This is a genomic window from Photorhabdus kleinii (assembly GCF_025384885.1).
In the GTDB taxonomy this organism is placed as follows: domain Bacteria; phylum Pseudomonadota; class Gammaproteobacteria; order Enterobacterales; family Enterobacteriaceae; genus Photorhabdus; species Photorhabdus kayaii.
In genome coordinates, this window is sequence record NZ_JAJAFY010000001.1 from 212,579 (window position 1) to 236,513 (window position 23,935).

19 protein-coding genes and 2 tRNA genes are annotated in these 23,935 nt (G+C 41.9%); 13 read left to right on the forward strand and 8 right to left on the reverse strand.

Annotation, left to right across the window (positions count from 1 at the left end):
* The first annotated feature begins 8 nt into the window (after window positions 1-8).
* Both ydiJ and LG003_RS00980 read left to right on the forward strand, forming a co-directional pair.
* Window positions 9-3,068, forward strand: a complete 3,060-nt coding sequence (gene ydiJ, locus LG003_RS00975; RefSeq protein WP_262979982.1) for a D-2-hydroxyglutarate dehydrogenase YdiJ — start codon at window positions 9-11, stop codon at window positions 3,066-3,068.
* The gene (locus tag LG003_RS00980) at window positions 3,065-3,481 is read left to right on the forward strand and encodes a hotdog fold thioesterase (RefSeq protein ID WP_112893949.1); all 417 of its coding nucleotides are present in this window, start codon (window positions 3,065-3,067) and stop codon (window positions 3,479-3,481) included. The genes ydiJ and LG003_RS00980 overlap by 4 nt, the downstream gene beginning before the upstream one ends.
* Window positions 3,482-3,906: 425 nt before the next feature.
* Here LG003_RS00980 and LG003_RS00985 read toward each other — a convergent pair whose 3' ends face one another.
* Window positions 3,907-4,065: a Hok/Gef family protein gene (locus tag LG003_RS00985; RefSeq protein WP_112875903.1), complete on the reverse strand. Its 159-nt coding sequence runs from the start codon at window positions 4,063-4,065 to the stop codon at window positions 3,907-3,909.
* A gap of 883 nt (window positions 4,066-4,948) precedes the next feature.
* Between LG003_RS00985 and sufA the strand changes: the two genes are divergently transcribed.
* The 7 genes from sufA to LG003_RS01020 all read left to right on the forward strand — a co-directional run bounded on the left by sufA (window position 4,949) and on the right by LG003_RS01020 (window position 11,923).
* Window positions 4,949-5,317 carry a Fe-S cluster assembly scaffold SufA gene (gene sufA, locus LG003_RS00990; RefSeq protein WP_262979983.1) on the forward strand — a complete coding sequence of 123 codons (369 nt, stop codon included), beginning with the start codon at window positions 4,949-4,951 and terminating at the stop codon, window positions 5,315-5,317.
* A 12-nt stretch (window positions 5,318-5,329) separates the two neighbouring features.
* A complete protein-coding gene (sufB, locus tag LG003_RS00995; RefSeq protein WP_262979984.1) occupies window positions 5,330-6,826 on the forward strand; it encodes a Fe-S cluster assembly protein SufB in 1,497 nt (498 codons plus the stop codon).
* 57 nt (window positions 6,827-6,883) lie between these two features.
* A complete protein-coding gene (gene sufC / locus LG003_RS01000; protein WP_262979985.1) occupies window positions 6,884-7,630 on the forward strand; it encodes a Fe-S cluster assembly ATPase SufC in 747 nt (248 codons plus the stop codon).
* Window positions 7,605-8,918, forward strand: a complete 1,314-nt coding sequence (gene sufD / locus LG003_RS01005; protein ID WP_262979986.1) for a Fe-S cluster assembly protein SufD — start codon at window positions 7,605-7,607, stop codon at window positions 8,916-8,918. The genes sufC and sufD overlap by 26 nt, the downstream gene beginning before the upstream one ends.
* On the forward strand, window positions 8,915-10,153 hold the full coding sequence (sufS, locus tag LG003_RS01010) for a cysteine desulfurase SufS (RefSeq protein ID WP_262979987.1): 1,239 nt from the start codon (window positions 8,915-8,917) through the stop codon (window positions 10,151-10,153). The genes sufD and sufS overlap by 4 nt, the downstream gene beginning before the upstream one ends.
* Window positions 10,154-10,190: 37 nt before the next feature.
* Complete coding sequence (gene sufE, locus LG003_RS01015; protein ID WP_112875766.1) at window positions 10,191-10,607, forward strand: cysteine desulfuration protein SufE; 417 nt, start codon at window positions 10,191-10,193, stop codon at window positions 10,605-10,607.
* Window positions 10,608-10,846: 239 nt separating this feature from the next.
* Window positions 10,847-11,923 (forward strand): L,D-transpeptidase family protein, encoded by a 1,077-nt coding sequence (locus LG003_RS01020; RefSeq protein ID WP_262979988.1) that lies wholly within the window; start codon window positions 10,847-10,849, stop codon window positions 11,921-11,923.
* A 109-nt stretch (window positions 11,924-12,032) separates the two neighbouring features.
* Here the strand turns inward: LG003_RS01020 and LG003_RS01025 are convergent, their stop codons facing one another.
* Window positions 12,033-12,269, reverse strand: a complete 237-nt coding sequence (locus tag LG003_RS01025; protein WP_036805405.1) for a major outer membrane lipoprotein — start codon at window positions 12,267-12,269, stop codon at window positions 12,033-12,035.
* 440 nt (window positions 12,270-12,709) lie between these two features.
* Between LG003_RS01025 and LG003_RS01030 the strand changes: the two genes are divergently transcribed.
* The gene (locus LG003_RS01030; protein WP_262979989.1) at window positions 12,710-13,561 is read left to right on the forward strand and encodes an enoyl-CoA hydratase-related protein; all 852 of its coding nucleotides are present in this window, start codon (window positions 12,710-12,712) and stop codon (window positions 13,559-13,561) included.
* 282 nt (window positions 13,562-13,843) lie between these two features.
* Here LG003_RS01030 and pykF read toward each other — a convergent pair whose 3' ends face one another.
* The 4 genes from pykF to LG003_RS01050 form a co-directional block, all read right to left on the reverse strand.
* Entirely contained in the window at window positions 13,844-15,253 is a 1,410-nt protein-coding gene (gene pykF / locus LG003_RS01035; RefSeq protein ID WP_262979990.1) for a pyruvate kinase PykF, read from the reverse strand.
* Window positions 15,254-15,841: 588 nt separating this feature from the next.
* Window positions 15,842-15,918 (reverse strand) — tRNA-Val (locus LG003_RS01040).
* 29 nt (window positions 15,919-15,947) lie between these two features.
* Window positions 15,948-16,024: transfer RNA gene (locus tag LG003_RS01045), tRNA-Val, on the reverse strand.
* A 171-nt stretch (window positions 16,025-16,195) separates the two neighbouring features.
* A complete protein-coding gene (locus LG003_RS01050) occupies window positions 16,196-17,569 on the reverse strand; it encodes an MATE family efflux transporter (RefSeq protein WP_112875770.1) in 1,374 nt (457 codons plus the stop codon).
* Between the two features lie 225 nt (window positions 17,570-17,794).
* On the opposite strand from LG003_RS01050, the gene LG003_RS01055 reads away from it, so the two are divergent.
* Both LG003_RS01055 and LG003_RS01060 read left to right on the forward strand, forming a co-directional pair.
* Window positions 17,795-18,472, forward strand: a complete 678-nt coding sequence (locus LG003_RS01055) for a riboflavin synthase subunit alpha (RefSeq protein ID WP_112875771.1) — start codon at window positions 17,795-17,797, stop codon at window positions 18,470-18,472.
* 532 nt (window positions 18,473-19,004) lie between these two features.
* Window positions 19,005-19,982, forward strand: coding sequence for a leucyl aminopeptidase (locus LG003_RS01060; RefSeq protein WP_262979991.1), 978 nt, complete (start codon window positions 19,005-19,007; stop codon window positions 19,980-19,982).
* Between the two features lie 249 nt (window positions 19,983-20,231).
* Here the strand turns inward: LG003_RS01060 and cfa are convergent, their stop codons facing one another.
* Complete coding sequence (cfa, locus tag LG003_RS01065; RefSeq protein ID WP_112875773.1) at window positions 20,232-21,383, reverse strand: cyclopropane fatty acyl phospholipid synthase; 1,152 nt, start codon at window positions 21,381-21,383, stop codon at window positions 20,232-20,234.
* 296 nt (window positions 21,384-21,679) lie between these two features.
* Window positions 21,680-22,876: a purine nucleoside transporter PunC gene (gene punC, locus LG003_RS01070; protein WP_112875774.1), complete on the reverse strand. Its 1,197-nt coding sequence runs from the start codon at window positions 22,874-22,876 to the stop codon at window positions 21,680-21,682.
* 148 nt (window positions 22,877-23,024) lie between these two features.
* On the opposite strand from punC, the gene punR reads away from it, so the two are divergent.
* Window positions 23,025-23,933, forward strand: coding sequence for a DNA-binding transcriptional activator PunR (punR, locus tag LG003_RS01075; protein WP_112893934.1), 909 nt, complete (start codon window positions 23,025-23,027; stop codon window positions 23,931-23,933).
* The last annotated feature ends 2 nt before the right edge of the window (window positions 23,934-23,935 follow it).

The window sequence follows — 23,935 nt, forward strand, 5'->3', positions numbered from 1 at the left end:
AAACGATAATGATCCCACGCATATCACAAGCACCGCACGTCAGTGAGGTCGCACAGAAGTTCTTGGATACATTAAAGGAACAAGGATTTACCGGAGATGTTGCCAGTAGTTATGCCGATCGTCTGACAATGGCGACAGATAACAGTATCTATCAACTCTTACCACAGGCTGTCGTTTTTCCTCGATCCAGTGCCGATGTGGTTTTACTGGCTCGTGTCGCAGGTGAAAAAGAATATCAGAATTTGACATTTACTCCACGCGGTGGCGGTACAGGCACAAACGGCCAGGCGCTTAATGACGGCATTGTGGTGGATATGTCCCGTTATATGAATCGCATTCTTGAGATTAACCCGGAGCAAGGTTGGGTCAGAGTTGAAGCGGGTGTGATTAAAGACCAACTGAATCAATATTTGCGTCCATATGGTTATTTCTTTTCACCGGAGCTTTCAACCAGTAACCGTGCAACATTGGGCGGTATGATTAATACTGACGCATCCGGTCAGGGCTCATTAGTCTATGGTAAAACTTCTGATCATGTTCTTAGCCTACGGGCAGTTCTATTAGGGGGGGAATTACTTGACACCCGCGCTATGGATATAGTCCAGGCGGAATCGATTGCGCAAGAGGATTCTGTTACCGGTCGCATTTATAACACGGTGCTTAGTCGTTGCCGTGAACAACGTGAACTTATCGTTGAAAAATTCCCCAAACTTAATCGCTTTCTGACCGGTTATGATTTGCGCCATGTTTTCAGTGACGATATGCGGAAATTTGACTTAGGTCGTATCTTAACCGGTTCAGAAGGAACGCTAGCTTTTATTACCGAAGCGGTTTTGGATATTACTCCGCTGCCAAAAGTTAGGCGATTGGTGAATGTGAAATATGATTCATTTGATTCTGCACTGCGTAATGCCCTTTTTATGGTGGAGGCAAAGGCATTATCGGTTGAAACCGTGGATTCCAAGGTGCTGAATTTGGCGCGTGAGGATATCGTCTGGCATTCAGTTAAGGAATTGATCTCTGATGTTCCGAACAAAGATATGCAGGGGTTGAATATTGTTGAATTCAGTGGCGATGATCAACCTTTGATAGACCGGCAAGTAGAAACACTTTGTCAGCGCCTTGATGAACTGATGGATAGCAAGCAAGCTGGGGTTATTGGTTATCAAATTTGCCGAGAGTTAGCTGATATTGAGCGTATTTATGCCATGCGCAAGAAAGCGGTTGGCTTGTTGGGTAACAGTAAAGGTGCGGCGAAACCCATTCCTTTTGTGGAAGATACGTGTGTGCCGCCACAGCATCTTGCTGATTATATTGCGGAATTCCGGCAACTATTGGATAGCCATCATCTCAATTATGGTATGTTTGGTCATGTGGATGCGGGGGTGCTGCATGTTCGGCCAGCGTTGGATATGTGTGATCCTCAGCAGGAAATACTCATGAAACAGATTTCTGATGCAATTGTCAGTCTTACGGCACGTTATGGTGGTTTGCTGTGGGGAGAGCATGGTAAAGGATTTCGTGCTGAATACAGCCCGGCATTTTTCGGTAGCATCTTGTATGAAGAATTACGCCGGATTAAGGCTGCTTTTGACCCGGATAACCGCTTGAATCCGGGTAAAATTTGTCCGCCGATGGGGATTGATGCTCCTATGATGAAGGTCGATGCTGTTAAGCGAGGAACTTATGACCGGACAATTCCGGTAAATGTCAGGAATACATTCCGTGGCGCTATGGAGTGTAATGGGAATGGGCTCTGTTTTAATTTCGATGTAAAAAGCCCGATGTGTCCATCAATGAAAGTGAGTCAGCAACGTATCCATTCGCCGAAAGGACGCGCAACACTGGTGCGTGAATGGCTGCGCCTTTTGACGGAACAGGGGGTGGAGCCGACGCTACTGAAACAAGGATTAGAGCAAAAACGACCAAGTTTGCGTGGGTTGATTGAAAAGACTCGCAATAGCTGGCAGGCATGGCGTGGGGAGTATGACTTTTCTCACGAAGTGAAAGAGGCAATGTCGGGTTGTCTGGCATGCAAAGCTTGCTCAACACAGTGCCCGATTAAAATTGATGTTCCGTCATTTCGTGCACGTTTTCTTGAGTTATATCACGGCCGCTATTTTCGCCCTTTACGTGATCATATCGTGGCGAGTGCGGAAAGCAGTACGCCATTAATGGCTAAGGTCCCTCGGGTCTTTAATTTCTTCCTGAAACAATCGTGGATGCAAGAATTGAGTTGCCGGACTATCGGCATGGTGGATTTACCCTTGTTATCCAGCCCGACGCTGCACCAACAACTGGCGGGTCATTATGCACTTTCGACCACACTGGAACAGCTTGAAAAAATGGAACAAGTTCATCGTAACGAACACGTATTGATCGTTCAGGACCCGTTCACGAGTTATTACGATGCAAAAGTTGTGGCTGATTTTGCCTATTTGGTAGAAAAATTGGGATATAAACCCGTATTGCTGCCATTTTCTCCAAACGGTAAAGCACAACATATCAAAGGCTTCTTATCCCGTTTTGCTAAAACGGCCAAAAAGACGTCAGATTTTCTGAACCGGGTTGCTGAGTTGGGTATTCCTATGGTCGGTATCGATCCAGCGCTGGTACTGTGCTACCGGGACGAATATAAAGAAATTTTGGGAGAACAGCGTGGGAAGTTTGAGGTTCAGCTTGTTCATGAATGGTTGATTAATACCTTACCAGAGAAAAGTGGCCATGAAGAAAGATCCGGTGATAAATGGTATCTATTTGGACATTGTACCGAAGTGACTATGCTACCGGGCAGTAGTCAACAGTGGGAAAAAATTTTCCATCGGTTGGGTAGCAAGCTGGATAATATCAGTGTAGGCTGCTGTGGCATGGCCGGAACCTATGGTCATGAAAACAAAAACATAGAACACTCTATTGGTATCTATAAGTTATCCTGGCAACCTGCCTTACAGAAATTCCCATTGGAGCGCTGTCTAAGTTCCGGTTATTCCTGCCGCAGTCAGGTTAAGAGGATAGAAGGGCAAGTACTTAAGCATCCGTTGCAAGCTTTATTGGAGATAATCCCATGATTTGGAAACGTGATATTGGACTGGATAGCCTGAATCAAGTAAATAGCCAATGTATGATGGGCCATCTGGGCATAAAAATCACGCATATCGGTGATGACTATATTGAAGGCACAATGCCGGTTGATTATCGCACGCGTCAGCCATTTGGTTTATTGCATGGCGGGGCATCTGTTGTGCTGGCAGAATCACTCGGTTCTTTAGCTGGGTATCTCTGTTCCGAAGGTGAGAAAAAAGTTGTTGGGCTGGAAATCAATGCTAATCATATTCGCTCGGTTCGTAGTGGTGAAGTGAAAGGCGTATGTAAACCTATTCATATTGGCCGCAATCACCAGGTGTGGCGAATTGATATTTTTGATGAGCGGCAACATTTGTGCTGTACCTCTCGGTTAACCACATCAGTTTTGCCTGGATAAAATATAAAACAAAAGTAGAAGTAGGTTATTATGTGAAATAACCTACTATTTAAGTGAAAAAGTTATTTTTTAAGATAATTTACTTGAGTTGCGATAACCTTTAAGAAGTATATATATTTATAGAGCTTATCGATATTTTTATAATATTATGGGTTATTTGAGTTGATTGTATATGTTCTATAAGTTTAAATGTCTAATGGAATAGAAGTGGTGAATGATATTAAAAGAATTAATATTGGGATAGGAAAAAATCTAATTGAAAATTTTTATTTAAATCTGTAAACGCCAGTATATATCAATTAATGCTAAAATTTCAGTAGTTTTAATTAATGTCTAATTCCACTGAAATATAAAGGGTGCCTGAGAACTAAAGCCATAACAACATCTAAAAGGGCGGGAGTAAAAACCTCCCGCCTGAGGTTGCCTTACCTGTTGCTGGATTCGTAAGCCATAATTGCCGCAACCTCTGTATTACCTCGTTTGACATGGAGCTTACAGAGTGAACCCCTTGTTATCCATGTGAACAGGAGTAATGTCACACAAATAATGATCAAACTAAATATTGCGATTTTTTGCGGCTTCATCACCTTCTCTCCTTGCTTTTTGTCAGGTAAGAGGCTAGCCTTATGTTGTTCAGCATTAGGAGTAGCCTCATTTCGATTTATAGTCGGATGGGGCTTTTCTCTTCCTGCCTGGAATATAATGCTCAAGACAGAAAGTCTCAAGCACCCGGAGGCAGTATACTTTTATTGATATAAGATGCAACATCTTGAAAATATTTATTATAGTCAAGTAATACCTTTGAATTAAATTAACCAGTCAGTATAGCTATTAATAAAAAATAAAGGAATGTTGGAAGTGGAATATATATACCCTATGGATTTCAAGATGCATCGCGACGGCAAGGGAGCGAATCCCCGGGAGCATAGGTAACTATGTGACCGGGGTAAGTGAGTGCAGCCAACAAAGAGGCAACTTGAAAGATAACGGGTATAGATAAAATTGTTTCTTAATGCGTTTAATTAATTGCCTCAATTAAACAGAAATTCTATTTGCATATATTATCATCATAATGGCAACCTTCATTCTGTACTTTCGGTTAACTATATCAGTTTTGTCTGACTGGCTTTTATTTTTATACTGGGGATGGAGCCATTCTCCTGTGTCTCTGAAAGCTCGCATTAATAATGCTTTTGATGAACTTTTTGTGCTTTTGTCTTACGCCAATAAGTACAAAATAGCACAATTGATCAAACTAATAATTTATAGATAAAACAGTAAATTAAAGATATACCTTCATATGAAATGAACATAAATCATCGCATTTGTATAAAATTCGATCTGCTTAAGGTATATCCTCTTAAAACAAATGGTTGAAGTGATAAAGGTTATCATTACCATTATACGGGAGTAGAGTTCTCCGATAACGGCGGCAAAAATGACCATAGAACAAATGTGAGGTCAACTATGACAAATAGTGTTGAAACCTTTTCTCTGAATGAAACTGCATGGCAAGGAATCACCATCACCGCGAGAGCAGCAGAGCAGATCCTAAAGTTGATGCAGCAAAACCCACAAAGCAAAGGATTATATCTGGGGGTTAAGCAATCGGGATGTGCCGGCTTTGGCTATGTGTTTGAGATGGTTAACGATCCGGCACCTGATGATCTGAGGTATGAAAATGAAGGTGCATGTCTATATGTTCCTCTGAAAGCCATGCCATTTATTGATGGTACTGAAGTGGATTTTGTTCGTGAAGGTTTAAATCAGATATTTAAATTCAATAATCCAAAAGCACAACATGCCTGTGGGTGTGGTGAAAGCTTTGGTATATAAGTGTACCAATATATGTCTCAGAGCAATGTAGAAATCAGTGATGATGTGCAGACTTGGCTTAGCGATCATCGTTATAAAGAAGGCTTCTTTACTCAGGTAGCGACGGATGAGTTAGCTAAAGGTTTGAGTGAAGAGGTTGTGCGGGCCATTTCCGCAAAACGCAATGAGCCCGTATGGATGCTTGAATTTCGGCTGGAGGCTTATCGCCATTGGCTAGGAATGGAAGAGCCTCATTGGTTGAAAGCCCATTATCCCAATCTTGATTACCAAGACTACAGTTACTATTCAGCACCTTCATGCGGTGCTTGTGGTGATAGTTGCAATTCACAATCTGGTGCTGTTCAAGGGACAGGAGCGGAGCAAGCTAATAGCTATTTAACCGCAGAAATTGAAGAAGCATTTGATAAGTTGGGTGTTCCTGTACGGGAAGGTGAAGCTGTTGCGGTAGATGCTATTTTTGACTCCGTTTCTGTTTCAACGACCTATCGGGATAAGTTAGCGAAAGAAGGGATTATTTTCTGCTCATTTAGTGAAGCGATACAGGAATATCCCGGATTGGTCCGTAAATACCTCGGCAGTGTGGTTGCAAGCCATGATAACTTTTTTGCCGCGTTGAATGCCGCGGTGGCTTCTGATGGTACTTTTGTTTATGTGCCAAAAGGCGTTCGATGCCCAATGGAACTGTCCACCTATTTCCGTATCAACGCTGCGAAAACGGGACAATTTGAGCGCACTATCCTGATTGCTGATGAAGGCAGTTATGTCAGCTATATAGAAGGATGCTCTGCACCGGTGCGTGATAGCTATCAGCTTCATGCCGCTGTTGTCGAAGTGATTATCCATAAAGATGCCGAAGTAAAATATTCCACGGTACAAAACTGGTTTTCCGGTGGTGATAGTGCCGGGGGGATTCTCAACTTTGTCACTAAAAGAGCATTATGTGAAGGCGAAAATGCCAAAATGTCTTGGACTCAATCGGAAACAGGTTCCGCAATTACTTGGAAATATCCCAGTGTGATCCTGAAAGGGGATAACTCGATTGGCGAGTTTTTCTCCGTTGCGCTGACTAACGGTACTCAACAGGCAGATACCGGTACCAAGATGATCCACATTGGCCGTAATACCAAATCGACCATTATTTCAAAGGGCATTTCTGCTGGTCGTAGTCAGAACAGTTATCGTGGGCTGGTTAAAATATTACCGGGAGCAGAAAACGCTCGTAACTATACCCAATGTGACTCCATGTTGATTGGTACTGAATGTGGCGCGCATACATTCCCTTATGTAGAAGTACAGAACAATACGGCGCAACTGGAGCATGAAGCGACAACCTCCCGCATTGGTGAAGATCAATTGTTCTATTGCTTGCAACGTGGCATCAGTGAAGATGATGCGATTTCCATGATTGTTAATGGATTCTGTAAGGATGTGTTCTCTGAACTTCCCCTGGAATTTGCTGTTGAAGCACAAAAATTGCTGGCGATCAGCCTTGAACACAGCGTCGGATGAATTTTCTCGGTTTCCCTTTTTTATGACAGAACGTTAAGTCGTTCGAAGGCATGTAATATGTTAAGTATTAAAAATTTACGAGTCAGTGTTGAAGGTAATGAAATCTTAAAAGGATTAAATCTTGAAGTTAAACCGGGTGAAATTCATGCCATTATGGGGCCAAATGGTTCCGGTAAAAGTACATTATCAGCAACGTTAGCTGGCCGTGAAGAGTATGAAATCGATGATGGTGAAATCACCTTTAAAGGCAAAGATTTACTTGGATTTGAGCCAGAAGAGCGAGCCGGCGAGGGGATTTTCCTGGCGTTTCAATATCCGGTAGAAATTCCGGGTGTCAGTAATCAATTTTTCCTGCAAACCGCAGTGAACGCTGTTCGCCAATATCGCTATCAGGAGCCGCTGGATCGCTTTGATTTTGCCGATCTTATCGAAGAAAAAATTGAATTGTTGGATATGCCGCCGGATTTGCTGACACGTTCAGTCAATGTCGGCTTTTCCGGTGGTGAGAAAAAGCGTAATGATATTCTGCAAATGGCCGCGCTGGAACCGACACTCTGTATTCTGGATGAGACAGATTCAGGGCTGGATATTGATGCATTGAAAATTGTGGCTAATGGTGTGAATTCTCTACGTGATCCAAATCGTTCATTCATTATTGTGACCCATTACCAACGTATTTTGGATTATGTGAAACCTGATTTTGTGCATGTGCTTTATCAGGGAAGAATAATTAAATCCGGTGATTTCAGTCTGGCGAAAAAGTTGGAGGAGCAAGGTTATGGCTGGCTTATTGACCAACAGTGAAAAAGCTGAAAAGGTGCGGCAGGTTGCAGAACGTAATCAGCAAGCATTAGCACGTTTTGCTGATTTGTACCACAGCCGTCATGGTGAGGATTCATCTCATGCCAGTTTGCATTGGCAGAAAGCCATTAAAACCGGTTTTCCTCAATTCAGACATGAAGATTGGCGTTATACGCCGTTGGATAAATTGTTAAATCAGCAATACAGCAGCAAAACTTGGGAATTGACAGTAGCACAATGCGAACAACTGGCGATTCCAATGGATTGTTGGCGTGTCGTTATGGTGGATGGTTGTTTTTCACCTTTACTGAGTTCCTGTGAATTTGGGCCATATCAGCTCAGTTTACTGGATAACAAAAGTGGGCTTCCGGCACCGATACAGGGTGAGATTTTTCTGCATTTGACAGAGAGTTTGGCTCAACAACCTTTGGTTATTACATTAAAGGCTGGGCAAGTGGCAGAAAAGCCGCTGTACCTGCTGAATATAACCAGTGGTCACAGTAGTGAAGCATTGAATAGCAGTCATTACCGCTACCACATTGCCGTAGGCACGAATACGAGTGCCAGCGTGATTGAACATTTCGTCAGTATTGATAGACAACAACCTCATATGACAGGAAGCCGATTAACTGCGGAAGTGGGGGATAATGCCCATTTCGCCCATATAAAACTGGGGGTTGAGAACAGTGCAAGCTATCACTTTGCCCATAACGATATTGTGATTGGTCGTGATGCTCAAGTAAAAAGCACCAGCTTTTTATTAGGCTCAGGGCTTGGCCGACACAATACCAGTGTTAAGTTGAATGGCGAAGGGGCCAATCTGTCGTTGAACAGCTTACTGTTGCCACAAGGAAAAGAGGTCGCTGATACTCGTACTTATTTGGAACATAATAAGGGGCATTGTGAAAGCCACCAGTTGCATAAAACCATTGTGATGGATCAGAGCAAAGTGGTATTTAACGGCATGATTAAAGTGGCTCCTCATGCATTGAAAACTGACGGACAAATGACCAATAACAATTTGTTGTTGGGCAAACAGGCAGAAGTGGATACCAAACCCCAACTGGAAATTTACGCTGATGATGTGAAATGCAGTCATGGTGCAACCGTTGGTCGGATAGATGAAGAACAACTGTTTTATCTGCAATCACGCGGTATCGAACGACGTGATGTAGAGCATATGATGGTATTTGCTTTTGCTGCTGAGCTAACTGAATCTATTGAAGATGAATCCCTGAAGGCCGTTGTTATGAAACATATTAAGCACCGTTTAGAGAGAGTGGAAAGATGACTTTTTCTGTAAAAAAGGTGCGGCAAGATTTCCCGGTGTTAACTCAACGGGTTAATGGGCATCCATTGGTTTATCTTGATAGTGCTGCCAGCACTCAGAAGCCGGTTTCGGTTATTGAACGAGAAAGTGAATTTTATTTGCACCAGTATGCGGCAGTTCACCGGGGAATTCATACCCTGAGCTCTGCGGCTACTCGGATGGTTGAAAATGTGCGCTACCAGATGGCGCAATTTATTCATGCTCAAAGTCATGAAGAGATTGTCTTCGTTAAAGGTACGACAGAAGGGATTAACCTGATTGCTAACAGTTATGGCCGCAAGTTTATCAATAATGGCGATAATATTGTTATTACTGAAATGGAACATCACGCCAATATTGTTCCGTGGTATATGCTGGCAGAACAGATTGGGTTTGAAATTAGAGTATGGCCATTGAATGAGAATGGCGAGTTGGATCAAGTCGTCTTAGCCTCTTTGATTGATTCACGGACTAAATTACTCTCTTTTACTCACCTCTCTAATGTGCTTGGTACAGTGAATCCTGTACGTCAAATCATAAAACAGGCAAGAAAACTAGCTAATGAGCAGGGGAGTCGGTTACCTATTCTGGTCGATGGCGCTCAGGCTATTATGCATCAGCAAGTTGATGTGCAGGATCTGGACTGCGATTTCTATGTTTTTTCTAGTCACAAATTATATGGTCCAACAGGCATTGGTGTGCTTTATGGGCGTAAATCCCTGCTGGATGCTATGCCACCTTGGGAAGGGGGTGGCGCGATGATAAAACAGGTTAGCCTGCAAAAGGGGATAACCTATGCAGAACCACCGTGGCGATTTGAAGCGGGAACCCCAAATATTACGGGAATTATTGGGCTTGGTGCTGCTGTCGATTATGTCACTTCACTTGGGCTGGATGAAATTCAGCAACATGAACAGGCACTGATGGATTATGCAATGGCACGGCTGAAAGAGGTCAGAACCCTGAAATGGTATGGTCCTGAGCAACGTCAGGGGGTTATTGCTTTCAACCTTGGCCGACATCATGCTTATGATGTGGGAAGTTTCCTTGATCAATATGGAATAGCGATCCGTACCGGGCATCATTGTGCCCTTCCTTTGATGGAACATTATCACGTTTCCAGCATGTGTAGGGCCTCATTGGCGATTTATACTACGCAAGAAGATATTGATGCGCTTGTTGTTGCATTGCAGAGAATAGAATTGCTACTGGGTTGAACTAGTTATAGATCAAAAGAGTGATAAGGAAAAAGTCATGGCAAGTTGGCCCGACACAAATAAGTTGTTACGTAATTTTTCCCGTTGCCAGAATTGGGAAGAAAGATATCTCTATATGATTGAATTGGGGGCGAGGTTGCCTCCTCTTACTGATGAACAACGCCAACCTGAGAATTTAATCGCAGGTTGCCAGAGTCAGGTGTGGATACTGCTAAGAACAAATCACCAAAATAAAGTGGAATTTATTGGTGATAGTGATGCCGCTATTGTTAAAGGGTTGGTTGCGATTGTCTTTATCTTGTTTCAGGATAAAACACCCCAGGAGATTCTGGATTTGGATGTAACTGAATATTTTGGCAAATTATCTTTGGAGCAACATCTGACTCTCTCACGCACGCAGGGGTTACATGCGATGATATGTGCTATCCGAAACAGGGCAAGTAAAATGGTTTAAATACCAGTCTTACGCGTTTCTATAGCTACTGATAATATATACGGCCAATAAGGCTTCAACCTTTTATACCCGTTATCTTTCAAGTTGCCTCTTTGTTGGCTGCACTCGCTCACCCCGGTCACATAGTTCGCTATGCTCCCGGGGATTCGCTCCCTTGCCGTCGCGATGCATCTTGAAATCCATAGGGTATATACTTAAATTTATTCGATAACATTCAGAAGTCATTCCAGGAAGCAAGCATGAAACGAGTTTTAACGTTTATTAGCGTGTTATTGTTAAGTGGGTTAGCTAACACCGTTAGCGCCACAGAATATATTTTGCCAGCGGCGGCCAATAGCCGTTTAATTGGCGAAAATACGACATTGGTCGTACCCGATGATGGACGTTCTTTAGAGGCCATTGCTGCCGAATATGAAATTGGTTTACTGGCAATGCTGGAAGCTAATCCAGGTACCGACCCTTATTTGCCTGCTCAGGGTTCTGAACTGATTATTCCATCACAAATGTTGTTGCCTGATACACCGAGGCAGGGGATTGTGATTAACCTAGCAGAACTCAGACTCTACTATTTCCCTAAAGAGAAAAACAAAGTCATCGTTTATCCTATTGGTATTGGGCAACTCGGTCGTAATACGCCAGTGATGACAACATCTGTTAGTCAGCTAATTAAAGATCCAACTTGGACGCCGACTAAGAATATCCGTAAACATTATGCTGAACAGGGGGTTATCTTACCTGCGGTTGTTCCTGCTGGCCCGGAAAACCCAATGGGCGCATTTGCGTTGCGCTTAGCTGCCGGGCGCGGAGAATACTTGATCCACGGCACTAATGCTGATTTTGGTATTGGTATGCGGGTGAGTTCGGGCTGTATTCGTTTGCGTCCTGATGATATTGAAGCGCTATTCAATGCTGTTCCCCGTGGAACACGAGTACAGATTATCAATGAGGCGGTTAAGTATTCTGTAGAACCAAATGGTAAGCGTTATATTGAAGTACATCAGCCATTGTCTAAAAAAGAGGATGATGATCCACAGACATTACCTATTGTCCGCTCAGCCAATTTGAACAAGTTCATTGATAATAGCAAGACAGATAAGAATATTGTTGAACAAGCGATGGTACGTCGTTCTGGTATGCCGGTGCTGGTAAGTAAAGGCATAGAGTCTGAAACACAACAGGAGTTGCGAGAAGAGAATATCGTACAGGTGGAAGATGATGATGTTAAAGGTGTAGAACAAGCGGTGAATAAAGATGTATCTGAACCGTTTAAATTACCACCGTTATATCAACCTGGGCCAATCTATCGGGAAAATTAATATTTTATTGCGGACAAAGAAGCCTGCAAATATTTATCTAACAGAATCCGATGATAAAAAATGGCGCACAGATGGACTGTGCGCCATTTTTGTACATAATTACAAAAAATTATTTTTTGTAGGAACGAACTTGATTATCCAGACGCTGATTCGCACGAGCTGCATCGTCTTTAGCGGCTTGAATGTCAGTACGTACTGCGTTCACGTCATTGCTCAGTTGATCAACTTTTGCATTCAGAGTCTGAATATCAGAAGTCAGTTGGTCAACCTTAGCAGTGCTTGAACAACCAGCCAACAGAGTAGAAGCCAGAACTACTGCACCCAGTACAATTTTAGTACGATTCATTATAATACCCTCTAGATTTAAGTTAATCTCCAAGTAGCCATGTAAGTATTACACAAAGTTTTTTAGAAAGAGAATAAATTTTTATCATGAAAACCAATTATTTCAATTTTTCTCTTTAGTGAGCAGATAATTTTCATCTAAATGTAAAAAAACAAAACCGTTGAGTAACATTTTAATCAAAAAAAGCCTATTCCGTGAGGGAATGATATTCTTCGAAATAATTTTAGTTAAAAATTCTTATAAATAAAAAATACAACATTTTGGACATCTTGCATCTATTGAACCATCGGGACATCTATTTAATGAAGCCATTTTTTATACATAAATTTAGGGTTTCTCTTAAAACAAATTTGTTAACTGAATCTTATTGTAGATGAATAACTTGACAATGTTCAGGTTGAATCCTAGGCTCAAATTCAAACTGGTAAGAGGAGTTTGTTATGTTAACTGATCAATCTAACGAATATTTTAACATCAGCATTGACAACGGAGTCGCCCATTTACAACTCAGTCGTCCTGAAAAGGCAAATAGTTTGGCGCTTGGGTTTTGGAAACGATTTCCTGAAACAGTAGAGCAACTCAGTCGTTCAGGTAAAGTGCGGGCAATGGTGATTTCTGCACAGGGAAACACATTTTGTGGCGGGCTTGATCTGCAAATTTTTGCCTCTAGCAAAGAGGCTAATACGGCGAATCCGAATGAACGGGAAGCGATGCAGTTCAGCTTATTGCAAATGCAGGAGGCGATAAGCATATTGGAACGTGCCCGATTCCCCATTATTGCCGCAGTACAAGGCGCTTGTCTTGGTGCAGGTTTTGATTTAATTGCTGCGTGCGATTTTTGTTTTGCTGCTGAAAATGCGAAGTTTCGTATAGAAGAAACCAATATTGGTATGATGGCTGACTTAGGTATTCTTCAACGTTTGCAACATTTGATCCCTGGTGGTGTGGCTCGCTATCTTGCTCTGACTGGGGATACGCTGAGCGCGGTTCAGGCTCATGATTTGGGGCTGGTGGTAAAGGTGTTCCCTTCTACGGAAACACTAATCGAAGGCGCTCTCGCGACTGCTCGGCGTATTGCTGATCGGCCTCCAGTGGCTATTAACGGGGTTAAACGGGCTATGCTTTATAGCCGTGATCATGGTGTCTATGAATCGTTGCAACAAACAGCACTTTTGCAAGCTTCGATTTTTAGTCGTCAAGATATCCTGTGCTCGATTCAAGCGAAAACGACGGGAACAAAAGGTGAGTTCCAGAACTTAAGCGAAGTCGGTAAAGCTTTCGATGAGCCATGATCAAGGCAAAGATGTTGATGATATGTAAAGAGGGTTCTCCACAAATGATGTAGTGCTGGAAAATATTATCATTGTTGAGAGTTAAGCCGTTTTTTGACCACGAGAAAACAGAGAATGGCATTATTACTAATATTAACTAGCATAAAATGAAAAGAAATCTGTGAGTATGATGATTGGGAAAGTAATTTGGTATTGCGACATATTGGCGGAGAAAATCAGATATTCAATATCCTGAAACACCGCTATATTTACGGTGTTTCAGAAATAAAGCGACCTATTAAATTAAAGTACGTGAACAGACGATGTATTGGTTGTGCCGCTTGGAACTAGGGCGCCAGATACCATAACCACGATTTCACCTTTCTTCGCCAGGCCACTTGCTAACGCCGCTTCTTTACCAATGCGGTAGAAATCATCGGTAGAGGCGATTTCTTTAACAATTTGGGTAAAAACACCCTTAACAAGTAGTAATTGGCGGGCAGTCACTTCATTAGTGGTTAATGCCAAAATAGGGGCTCCAGGGAAGTACTTACGAATGGATTTGGCAGACTTACCGCCATAGGTTGCGACCACAATCAGAGGGGCTTCCAGTTTTTCTGCTGTTTCAACAGCGCCACGACACACCGCTTCGGTTACGCGCAGGTTACGGCAATGGACGGCTTCGATACGGCTTGGCATAACGCGGTCTGTACGTTCACAAATCGTTGCCATGATAGTCACTGCTTCTATTGGATATTTGCCTTTTGCACTTTCACCAGAAAGCATAACCGCATCAGTACCATCCAAAATAGCGTTAGCGACGTCACCAGCTTCCGCACGGGTAGGGCGCGGGTTTTTAATCATGGAATCGAGCATTTGAGTTGCAGTGATAACAACTTTGCGAGCGATATTACATTTTTGAATCATCTTCTTCTGGGCGAAGATCACTTCTTCAACTGGAATTTCAACGCCCAGATCACCACGAGCAACCATGATCCCGTCAGAAACTTCCAGAATTTCATCAAAATTGTTCAGACCTTCTTGATTTTCAATCTTAGAGATGATTTGAATATTTTCACCGCCGTGCGCTTTCAGATGTTCACGGATTTTCAGAACATCGGAGCGTTTGCGGATAAAAGAAGCGGCGACGAAATCAACACCTTGTTGGCAACCAAAGATCAAATCTTGCTTATCTTTTTCAGCCAGGGCAGGCAGGCTGATGGAAATACCTGGCAGATTAACACCTTTATTTTCCCCCAAGTCACCGTTATTCAAAACTTGGCAAATGACCTCTGACTTAGTGACCTCTTTAACTGTCATGCCGATCAAGCCGTCATCAACTAGCACGGTATTACCGGGAGCCAGATCCGCAGGGAAGCCATTGTAAGTGACAGCAACACGGTCTTTATTACCGATAACGGAAGTGTCAGTAGTAAAAGTGAAGGTCTGACCTGCGGTTAGAGAGACATCGTTACCGCCTTCCAGTTTCATAGTTCGGATTTCAGGGCCTTTAGTATCCAGCAAAATAGCGGCTTGTTTACCTATCTTAGTCATAACTGAACGGATATTTTGAATACGCTGGCCGTGCTCTTCATAGTCTCCGTGTGAAAAGTTGAGGCGCATAACATTCATGCCAGCATTCAACAGTTCGGCTAGTTTTTCTTCGGATTCTGTTTTTGGTCCGATAGTACAAACAATTTTAGTTTTTTTCATGACAATCTATCTACAGGTTTTAATTGGATAAAATAGTGAATCGCCAACTTTATGGTTTGCGCAGATACCATGTGGTGTTGAACGTTGCGCAACATCATTAAGAACAAGTGGCGGGGAAGACATGCGGTGTTTTTCGTGTGAGGTTAGGCACATGTAATTATGCGAGCTTATACATACGATAATCTGTAACTTTTCCGTGTTCGGCAAATCAATAAGCTGAAACCATTCAACTCTAAATTGCGCCGTATTATAGAGACTTATTTCTGTGAAATGAATCAAAAAATGATTATACCCGTCATCTTTCAAGTTGCCTCTTTGTTGGCTGCACTCGCTCACCCCGGTCACATAGTTTGCTATGCTCCCGGGGATTCACTCCCTTGCCGTCGCGATGCATCTTGAAATCCATAGGGTATATATGAATTAATTATAACGGTAAACAGGAAAAATGATGCAGATCTTAACAGAGAAGAGTTATCGCGCATTGCTCAAACTGTCTGTAAACAAACAACAGTGTATTTTGACGTGGGAAATAAATTAAGCAAAACCAAGAGAAGAGATAATAAAAAAAAGAAGATCCATCTGTAGACTTGGTGCGTCCGAGTGGACTCGAACCACCGACCCCCACCATGTCAAGGTGGTGCTCTAACCAACTGAGCTACGGACGCACTGTAAACCGATGTAATCACTACGCAATTGGTGCGTCCGAGTGGACTCGAACCACCGACCCCCACCATGTCAAGGTGGTGCTCTAACCAACTGAGCTACGGACGCAATCTAAATTGCATTGGTGACAACGGGGACGAATATTAACGGTGAGCTAGCCTTCTGGCAAGGGGAATAATACAAATTATTGCTCAACTGTTCGTATTTGCATCTGTCACAGTGAGTTTGTCGTTTATTCCAACAGTTAAGTATTCATCCCCGGCTTTATAGTAAAGTAAATTAGCGGGTTGAATGTTGTAAAATTACCTCATCTGGTTGTTTTTGTGTCCATGAAATACGGGCAAATATCATTACTGCTGATGCAGTCAGGCCAATAATAAAGCCGATCCAGAACCCTTGTGGCCCCATAGCGGGTACAATATAGTCGGTTAATCCCAAGATATAACCGCTTGGTAGCCCCAGAATCCAGAAAGCGATAAAAGTGATATAAAAGATAGAACGCGTATCTTTATATCCACGTAAAACACCAGCCCCTACCACTTGTATGGCATCAGATAATTGGTAAAGCGCGGCAAATAGCATCAGATGTGATGCCATGGTGATAACTTCAGGATTGTCGTTATACATCAAGGCGATCGGCTCTCGCAGAATGATAGAAAAAGTTGCGGTTAAACAAGCAAATACCAAACCAACCATAATTCCGGTATAGGCTGATATCCGGGCATTCTCGATAGATTTTTTCCCCAAATTATAGCCAACGCGGATAGTGGTTGCTGCGGCCAAAGATATTGGGAACATAAACATTAATGAACTAAAATTTTGTGCAATTTGGTGCCCTGCAACAGCAGTAACGCCTAAAGGAGAGATCAGTAATGCCACTATGGCAAATAATGTAATTTCGAAAAATACTGCCATCGCAATAGGTAAGCCGAGAGCTGAAATGCGTTTCAAAATATGCCATTCTGGTGCGGCGAAGCGATGTTTAGGGCGGATATCCCTTTGTGATGATGCACGTTTCACATACCAACGCATTAGTAGGAACATGACCCAGTAAACGCTGGCGGTAGCAACACCACAGCCGACACCACCTAAAGCGGGCGCGCCAAATTTACCATAAATGAATATGTAGTTAATCGGAATATTAATCAATAATCCTAAAAAACTAATTACCATGCCTGGTTTGGTTTTCGATAAACCTTCACATTGATTACGCAGTACCTGATAAAACAGATAGCCCGGCGCACCCCACATTATTGCGTGGATAAATCCAACCGCTTTTTCTGCCAAAAGTGGATCTATATTGTGTTGCCTGTCAATCAGGAACTTGCTGTTGTATAGAATAGCAATAATGATAATGGAGAGAAAAATCGCCAGCCAGAATCCTTGCTGAGTTTGGTTAGCAATGAGATTCCTGCGACCAGAACCGTTCATTTGCGCAATAATGGGTGTTAAAGCTAATAGTAAGCCGTAACCAAATAAGATAACGGGCAGCCAGATCGAGGTGCCAACAGCAACCGCGGACATATCTGTTGCACTGACGCTACCCGCCATAACGGTGTCCACAACCCCCATTGCAGTTTGTGAAAATTGAGCAATAATGACGGGAATCCCAAGAGCGAGCAAACTACGCGCTTCTTTTAAATACTTCTGCACGCATTACACCTTTTTTATTAAAGTAGAAAATATTAAGAAAGACATCTGTATATAAGAAACGATTTTCGAAAAATCAACCGATTACTAACCGGAGTATTGTATCTATTTAATACTATATTGCAATAATAATGCTGAGTTTATATTCAAATGATCAGGTGGTATTTATCAATGACAACTTGATATAAACTAATTAATAATTATACACAGTCATTAAGAGGTTCTTCTATGTTTACGGGCATCGTTCAGGGAAAAGCACCCTTGGTTGCTATTGATGAAAAAAGTAATTTTCGGACTCATGTTGTTAAATTCCCGGCTGAATTATTGCCAGGTATTGAAACAGGGGCGTCAGTTGCCAATAACGGTTGTTGTCTGACGGTAACCAAAATAGAAGGCGATGAGATTAGTTTCGACTTGATGAAAGAGACTCTACGTCTGACTAATCTTGGTGATTTACAGCCAGGGGATTATGTGAACCTGGAGCGGGCGGCTAAATTTGGGGATGAAATTGGTGGACATTTGATGTCCGGTCATATCATCACGGTTGCTGAGATAGCTAAAATTTTCACTTCAGAAAATAATCATCAAATATGGTTCCGTATCCATGATAAGCAATTAATGAAATATATCTTGCATAAAGGATTTATCGGCATCGACGGAATTAGCCTGACAATTGGCGATGTGGTTAATAATCGTTTTTGTGTTCACCTTATTCCTGAAACACTGGAACGTACGACATTAGGTAAGAAACGTCTTGGTCAGAGGGTTAATATTGAGATTGATTCACAAACTCAAGCGATTGTTGATACTGTGGAGCGTGTTCTTGCTCAGAAAGAGCGGGAACAGGTTGTCTCTCAGCAACCGGAGACATTCATGGAAGAATGCGCAATAAATGAGGAGCGATAGGCGGACTCCGATTGTCGCTTTCGAACAGAATTAACCGTGTGCTAAAAGGGAGCATTGAACCCATCGATGCTCCTTTTTGTGATTTGTGTTGCAGTATTTTGTATATTATGTTAACTAATATAATTAATATTGTTATTATTGCGTTAATGCCCTTTCTCGTAAAGTGCAGGTTAATCCCCGTGATGATATTTTTAGAGGCTACTTTTTTATGGAAAACCCGATTGAGTTAGATGAATGGCTTGAAGAACCAACACACGATGATGCTGTTGAAATGATGAATGCACAAGCTGTTGTACCTTTTGGTACCGCACTTTGGCCTTAACGGTTTTTTATAATTAAGGTTCTTTATATACCCAATGGATTTCAAGATGCATCGCGACGGCAAGGGAGTGAATCCCCGGGCGCATAGGTAACTATGTGACCGGGGTGAGCGAGTGCAGCCAACAAAGAGGCAACTTGAAAGATAACGGGTATAATAAATAGATAAGTAAGGGGAGTCGCCCCTTACTTAAAAATAAACAGGATTGTCCTCATGGATAAAAGTCTTGAGAATATGTATCGTTGTTTATCATATCATCCTGCGATTTCGGATAAAGTAAGAAATGATGAATGTATAAAAATATTTATCGGATCTGATACTGAGCATAGCGATATTGCGCAAAAGATGCATGTGCATAAGAAGAGTTTCGATGTAAAGTCTGATTTTGCTTTTTTAGAAAAAACATCACCGAACGATGTAAAACAAAAAATATCTGATTGTGATTTGTTTATTTTTCTTTACGCATCATCAACATTAAAGAATGCATCTCCACAAGGGCCAGAATATCTAACCAAAATAAGAAGCTTTATTACTGAATCATGGAAGAAATCTGTATTGTTTAAAGATTATGGCCCGCATTTCATTGAAGCATTCAGCGAGCCACCAGCATCAATAACAGAAAGGAACAAAAAACTTATTGAATTATCAAGTCGATCACAGAAGATTCAATATACAGATAATAAAGGGAACTCGATTGTAGGTTATTTAGAAAAAGACCATAAGTGGACTTCCATTGATGGCAGTGGAAATATTGATGTTATTCCTGGGGAAATAGCAAGCCATATAAAGAGCCTTAACGGTAGTGTCAGCTTTAGTGGTACTTTTTTGAGTACGGCCCCCTTTGCCATAAAGTATGGGGTTGTCAATGATATGATGACTATAAATATAAAAGAGGGTGAAATTATTGGGTTTGATTGCGAAAATGATGAATTTAGTCGGGATTTTAATTTATACCTAAACCATAATCACGGAAACCGAATTGTTGAAGAGTTTGGTATTGGGACTAACATGGGTGTGAAAGCGCTTTATGGCAGAAATGCTGGTTTTGAAGAACGACATCCTGGTTTACATCTTGGTTTGGGTGGTGGTGTAAAAGGGAGTCATCATTTAGATTTGATATTTTCTGGTGGAAAAATAGCATTTGATCAAACAGTCTTCTTTGATAATGGTTATGTGAATGATTTCCGTTAGTGAAAAACAGAGCGATCTTTTTAAAGTTAGCATAGGAATTTCCCTTTTAATATTTAGAGTTAAACATGGATATGTTTGTTACATTGACTATACCCAATGGATTTCAAGATGCATCGCGACGGCAAGGGAGAGAATCCCCGGGAGCATAGCAAACTATGTGACCGGGGTGAGCGAGTGCAGCCAACAAAGAGGCAACTTGAAAGATAACGGGTATAAAAGCTACAGTGGAAACCTGTAGCTTTTGGTTAATTATCGGGCTACTCGTAACCCGCCTTCAATACCTTTTAGACTGAATATGATCTGCCACAATTGGATATCGCGAGCACGAAATGCACCTGCACAGGCATTCAGATAATAGCTAAACATGCGTTTAAATGTTGGACTATAGTTATTTTCTATTTCAGGCCAGCAGGCAATAAATCTTTCATGCCAGGTCATCAATGTGCGGTCATAATCTGCGCCAAAGTTATGCCAATCTTCCATAACAAAACGGCTTTTGCTGGTGTGGGCTATTTGCTCAATAGAAGGCAGGCAGCCATTAGGAAAAATATATTTGCTGATCCACGGGTCAGCACTGACTTTAGCTTTGTTGGAACCAATAGTATGTAGCAGGAATAAGCCATCAGGTTTTAGGTTTCTTTGAACAACGTCGAAGTAAGTTGCATAATTTTTAGGTCCAACGTGTTCAAACATACCGACAGAAACAATTTTGTCGAACTGTTCATGTAAATCCCGATAGTCTTTCAAAATGATCTTTACATCTAGATTCTTACATTGTTTCTGTGCATATTTCTGTTGTTCGGCTGAAACAGTGATACCTGTTACGGAAACACCATAATTTTTAGCCGCATAAGCCGATAGCCCACCCCAACCACAGCCAATATCCAGCAGAGTCATACCTGGAGAGAGTGCTAATTTCTCGCAGATGAGTTTCAACTTATCAAGCTGAGCTTGTTCCAGTGTTTTAGCTTGTTTCCAGTATCCGCAGGAATATTGCATATAAGGGTCAAGCATACGGGTAAAAAGATCATTTCCTAAATCATAATGTTGATGACCGACAATCCATGACCGTTTTGGCGTTTGCAGATTACGTAAGCGGGTTATTGCGATTCTCAGCGTGTCTTTGAAATTATTAGGCATTTTATTTTCTAATCCAGCGAGTAAAACGCGATAAAAGAAAATATCCAACCGCTCACAATCCCACCAGCCATCCATATAACTTTCACCTAATCCCATCGAACCTTGTTGTAAAACTCTTTTATAGAAATTAGGGTTTTTTATCTGGATATCATAAGGATTGTGACCATTAATTTGAATACCGGTTTCTTCTAGCATCTCATTGGTAATTCTCTGCCAGGAGTTAATGGCTGTTTTCGGGTTTTCAATACAGGGTGAACTCATATACTCTCCAACGTTAGGGTGATGGAATATTGAGGAGCTCGTTTTAGCTAGCAAAGCAGGATGCTAAGACGCAAAATGCAAAAAATAACAAAGAATCAAAGTAAAAAACCTTAAAGATGACTAATCCATGAGTTTAATGGGGGCAGTCATTGCTCCTGAAAACCTCAAATTCCAAGTTATTTATAATAGGGAACATCTTGAGTATAAAAGCGTAAAATTGTTTTATCAATTAATAAATAAAGGCTGCGATTAATTGGTAATTAGCAGCCTTTATTGAGATAATAATTTGATTAATATCAAGAATTTTGTTCAATTATGTGAATGTGGCGATCAGCGTTTTTTTTCCACTGCATAAAATATCCTAATGTCATTGGAACAACGGTAGAAACCATGACAGTGGTTGTGGATATGAGAGGATTGATGATAAATGCTGATACAATTAGGCTGGCAATAAAACAGAGCCCTAATTGAAGCGTGTTTTGTAATGCAGTAGCTTTCCCACTGTCTTGTGGATAAGCGGATAAAGCGTTTGCTACTGCAATTGGGTATAACGCACCATTCATTGCAGCCATAAAGCAAAAAGGTACCAAAATGGTGAATAGAGTTGGCTCGCTAAATTTTGCAATTAAATAGAGCACAATCATACTGACAGCATAGCCAATTAACAGATAAGGGAAAATAATATCACTTTTTATTTTGGCTAAAATACTGCGGCATCCATAACCTCCAACGATAAAGGCCAGTGTTTGAGGGATATAACTCAGACCGATGTCATCTGGGGTATATCCCATCTCACCGAGAATCGAAGGTGAGCCTGTTAACCAAGCAAAAAAGCCGGCGCTGCATGATGCAAATATCAGAACATTGCCACTAAATAGCGGTGATTTTAATAGCGTAAGGAAAGAGACATTATTTGTTTGCGCTTGAGTTTCACGGTTTTTGCGATTTTCTTGCAAGAACAGAGTAAAAAACAACAGTAATAATGTAATTGTCAGTAAGACTAGGAAAATCATGCGCCAGCCGCCATGTTGTAACAGCCAAGCTCCCATCAAGGGCGCCAGGGCAGGGGAGAGCGCAACCAGAGGCATAATCGTTGCAAAAACACGTTTGGTACGATTGGCCTCATAACGATCAATAACTAATGCTTGCCATGAGACTGCGGCTGAACAAACACCTATGGCTTGGATAAAACGCAAAACTAAAAGTTGGGTAGCGTCTGTTACCCACATCATCCCCAGACAGCCAATAGAAAACAGGGATAGTCCGGTGATGATAATCGGCTTTCTGCCAAAGCGATCTGAAAGAGGTCCCCACAAAAGTTGAGCGAAGGCGAAACCTGCAAGAAAGATGCTTAGGCTGGCACTGATTGCTTCTGCCGATGTATCTAATTCTTGTTGCATAGTGCCGAATGCTGGCAGATACATATCAATGGCCAGATAACCTAGCATACTCAAGCCTGCAAGGTAGAACATGAACTGACTTGAGTTTTTCATTTGATTACTCTCTTTGAATGTCATGATTGAAATAATTTGCAGTGATTGGATAGATAACAATATTGACACATATTCTATATGTCGTGATTTTTACTTGTGAAATGGTAATATTTGCATAGTGCTGTGAAAAAAATTGAAAGGTAAAATTATGTGGTCAGAATATTCACTTGAAGTTGTGGATGCGGTTGCCAGAACAGGCAGTTTTAGTGCCGCTGCATCGGAGCTTCACCGTGTCCCTTCTGCGATCAGTTATACCGTAAGACAACTGGAAGAGTGGCTTGCTGTTTCGTTGTTTGAGCGTCGTCATCGGGATGTAGAATTAACTGAGGCAGGCGCTATTTTTATCAAAGAAGCTCGCTCTGTTATCAAAAAAATGATTGATACTCGTCACCAGTGTCAACAAGTTGCAAACGGCTGGAGAGGGCAATTTAGTATTGCTATTGATCTCGTTGTCAAACCAGAACGTAGTCGCCAGCTTATTCTTGATTTCTACCACCATTTTCCTGATATAGAACTTTTTATTCATCAGGAAGTGTTTAATGGTGTGTGGGATGCGCTGGTGAATAGTCAAGTTGATGTTGCAATTGGTGCAACCCGGGCGGCTCCAGTCGGAGAAAGGTATAGTTTCCGAGATATGGGGTTTATGCCCTGGTTATGTGTGGTTAGCGCTGACCATGCGCTAACCCAGTTGCCGGGTCCGTTATCTGATGATCAAATGCGGCCTTATCCAAGTTTGTGTCTTGAAGATACATCCCGTAATTTACCGAAGCGTGACACTTGGAATCTGGATAATCAGCGCCGGTTGGTGGTTCCTGATTGGGAGTCCGGTCTGTCTTGTCTAAACGAAGGGTTATGTGTAGGAATGGTGCCTAAGCATAGGGCAATGCCGCTTATTCGGCAGAATAAACTAACCGTGCTGGAACTGGAACAGCCTTTACCAGACAGTCCATGTTGTTTGGCATGGGTTCAAAACAGCCATTCTCCAGCATTAAGTTGGCTGCTTGACTATCTTGGCGATAGTGAAACTCTTAATGCTGAATGGCTTCAAGATGAATAAAA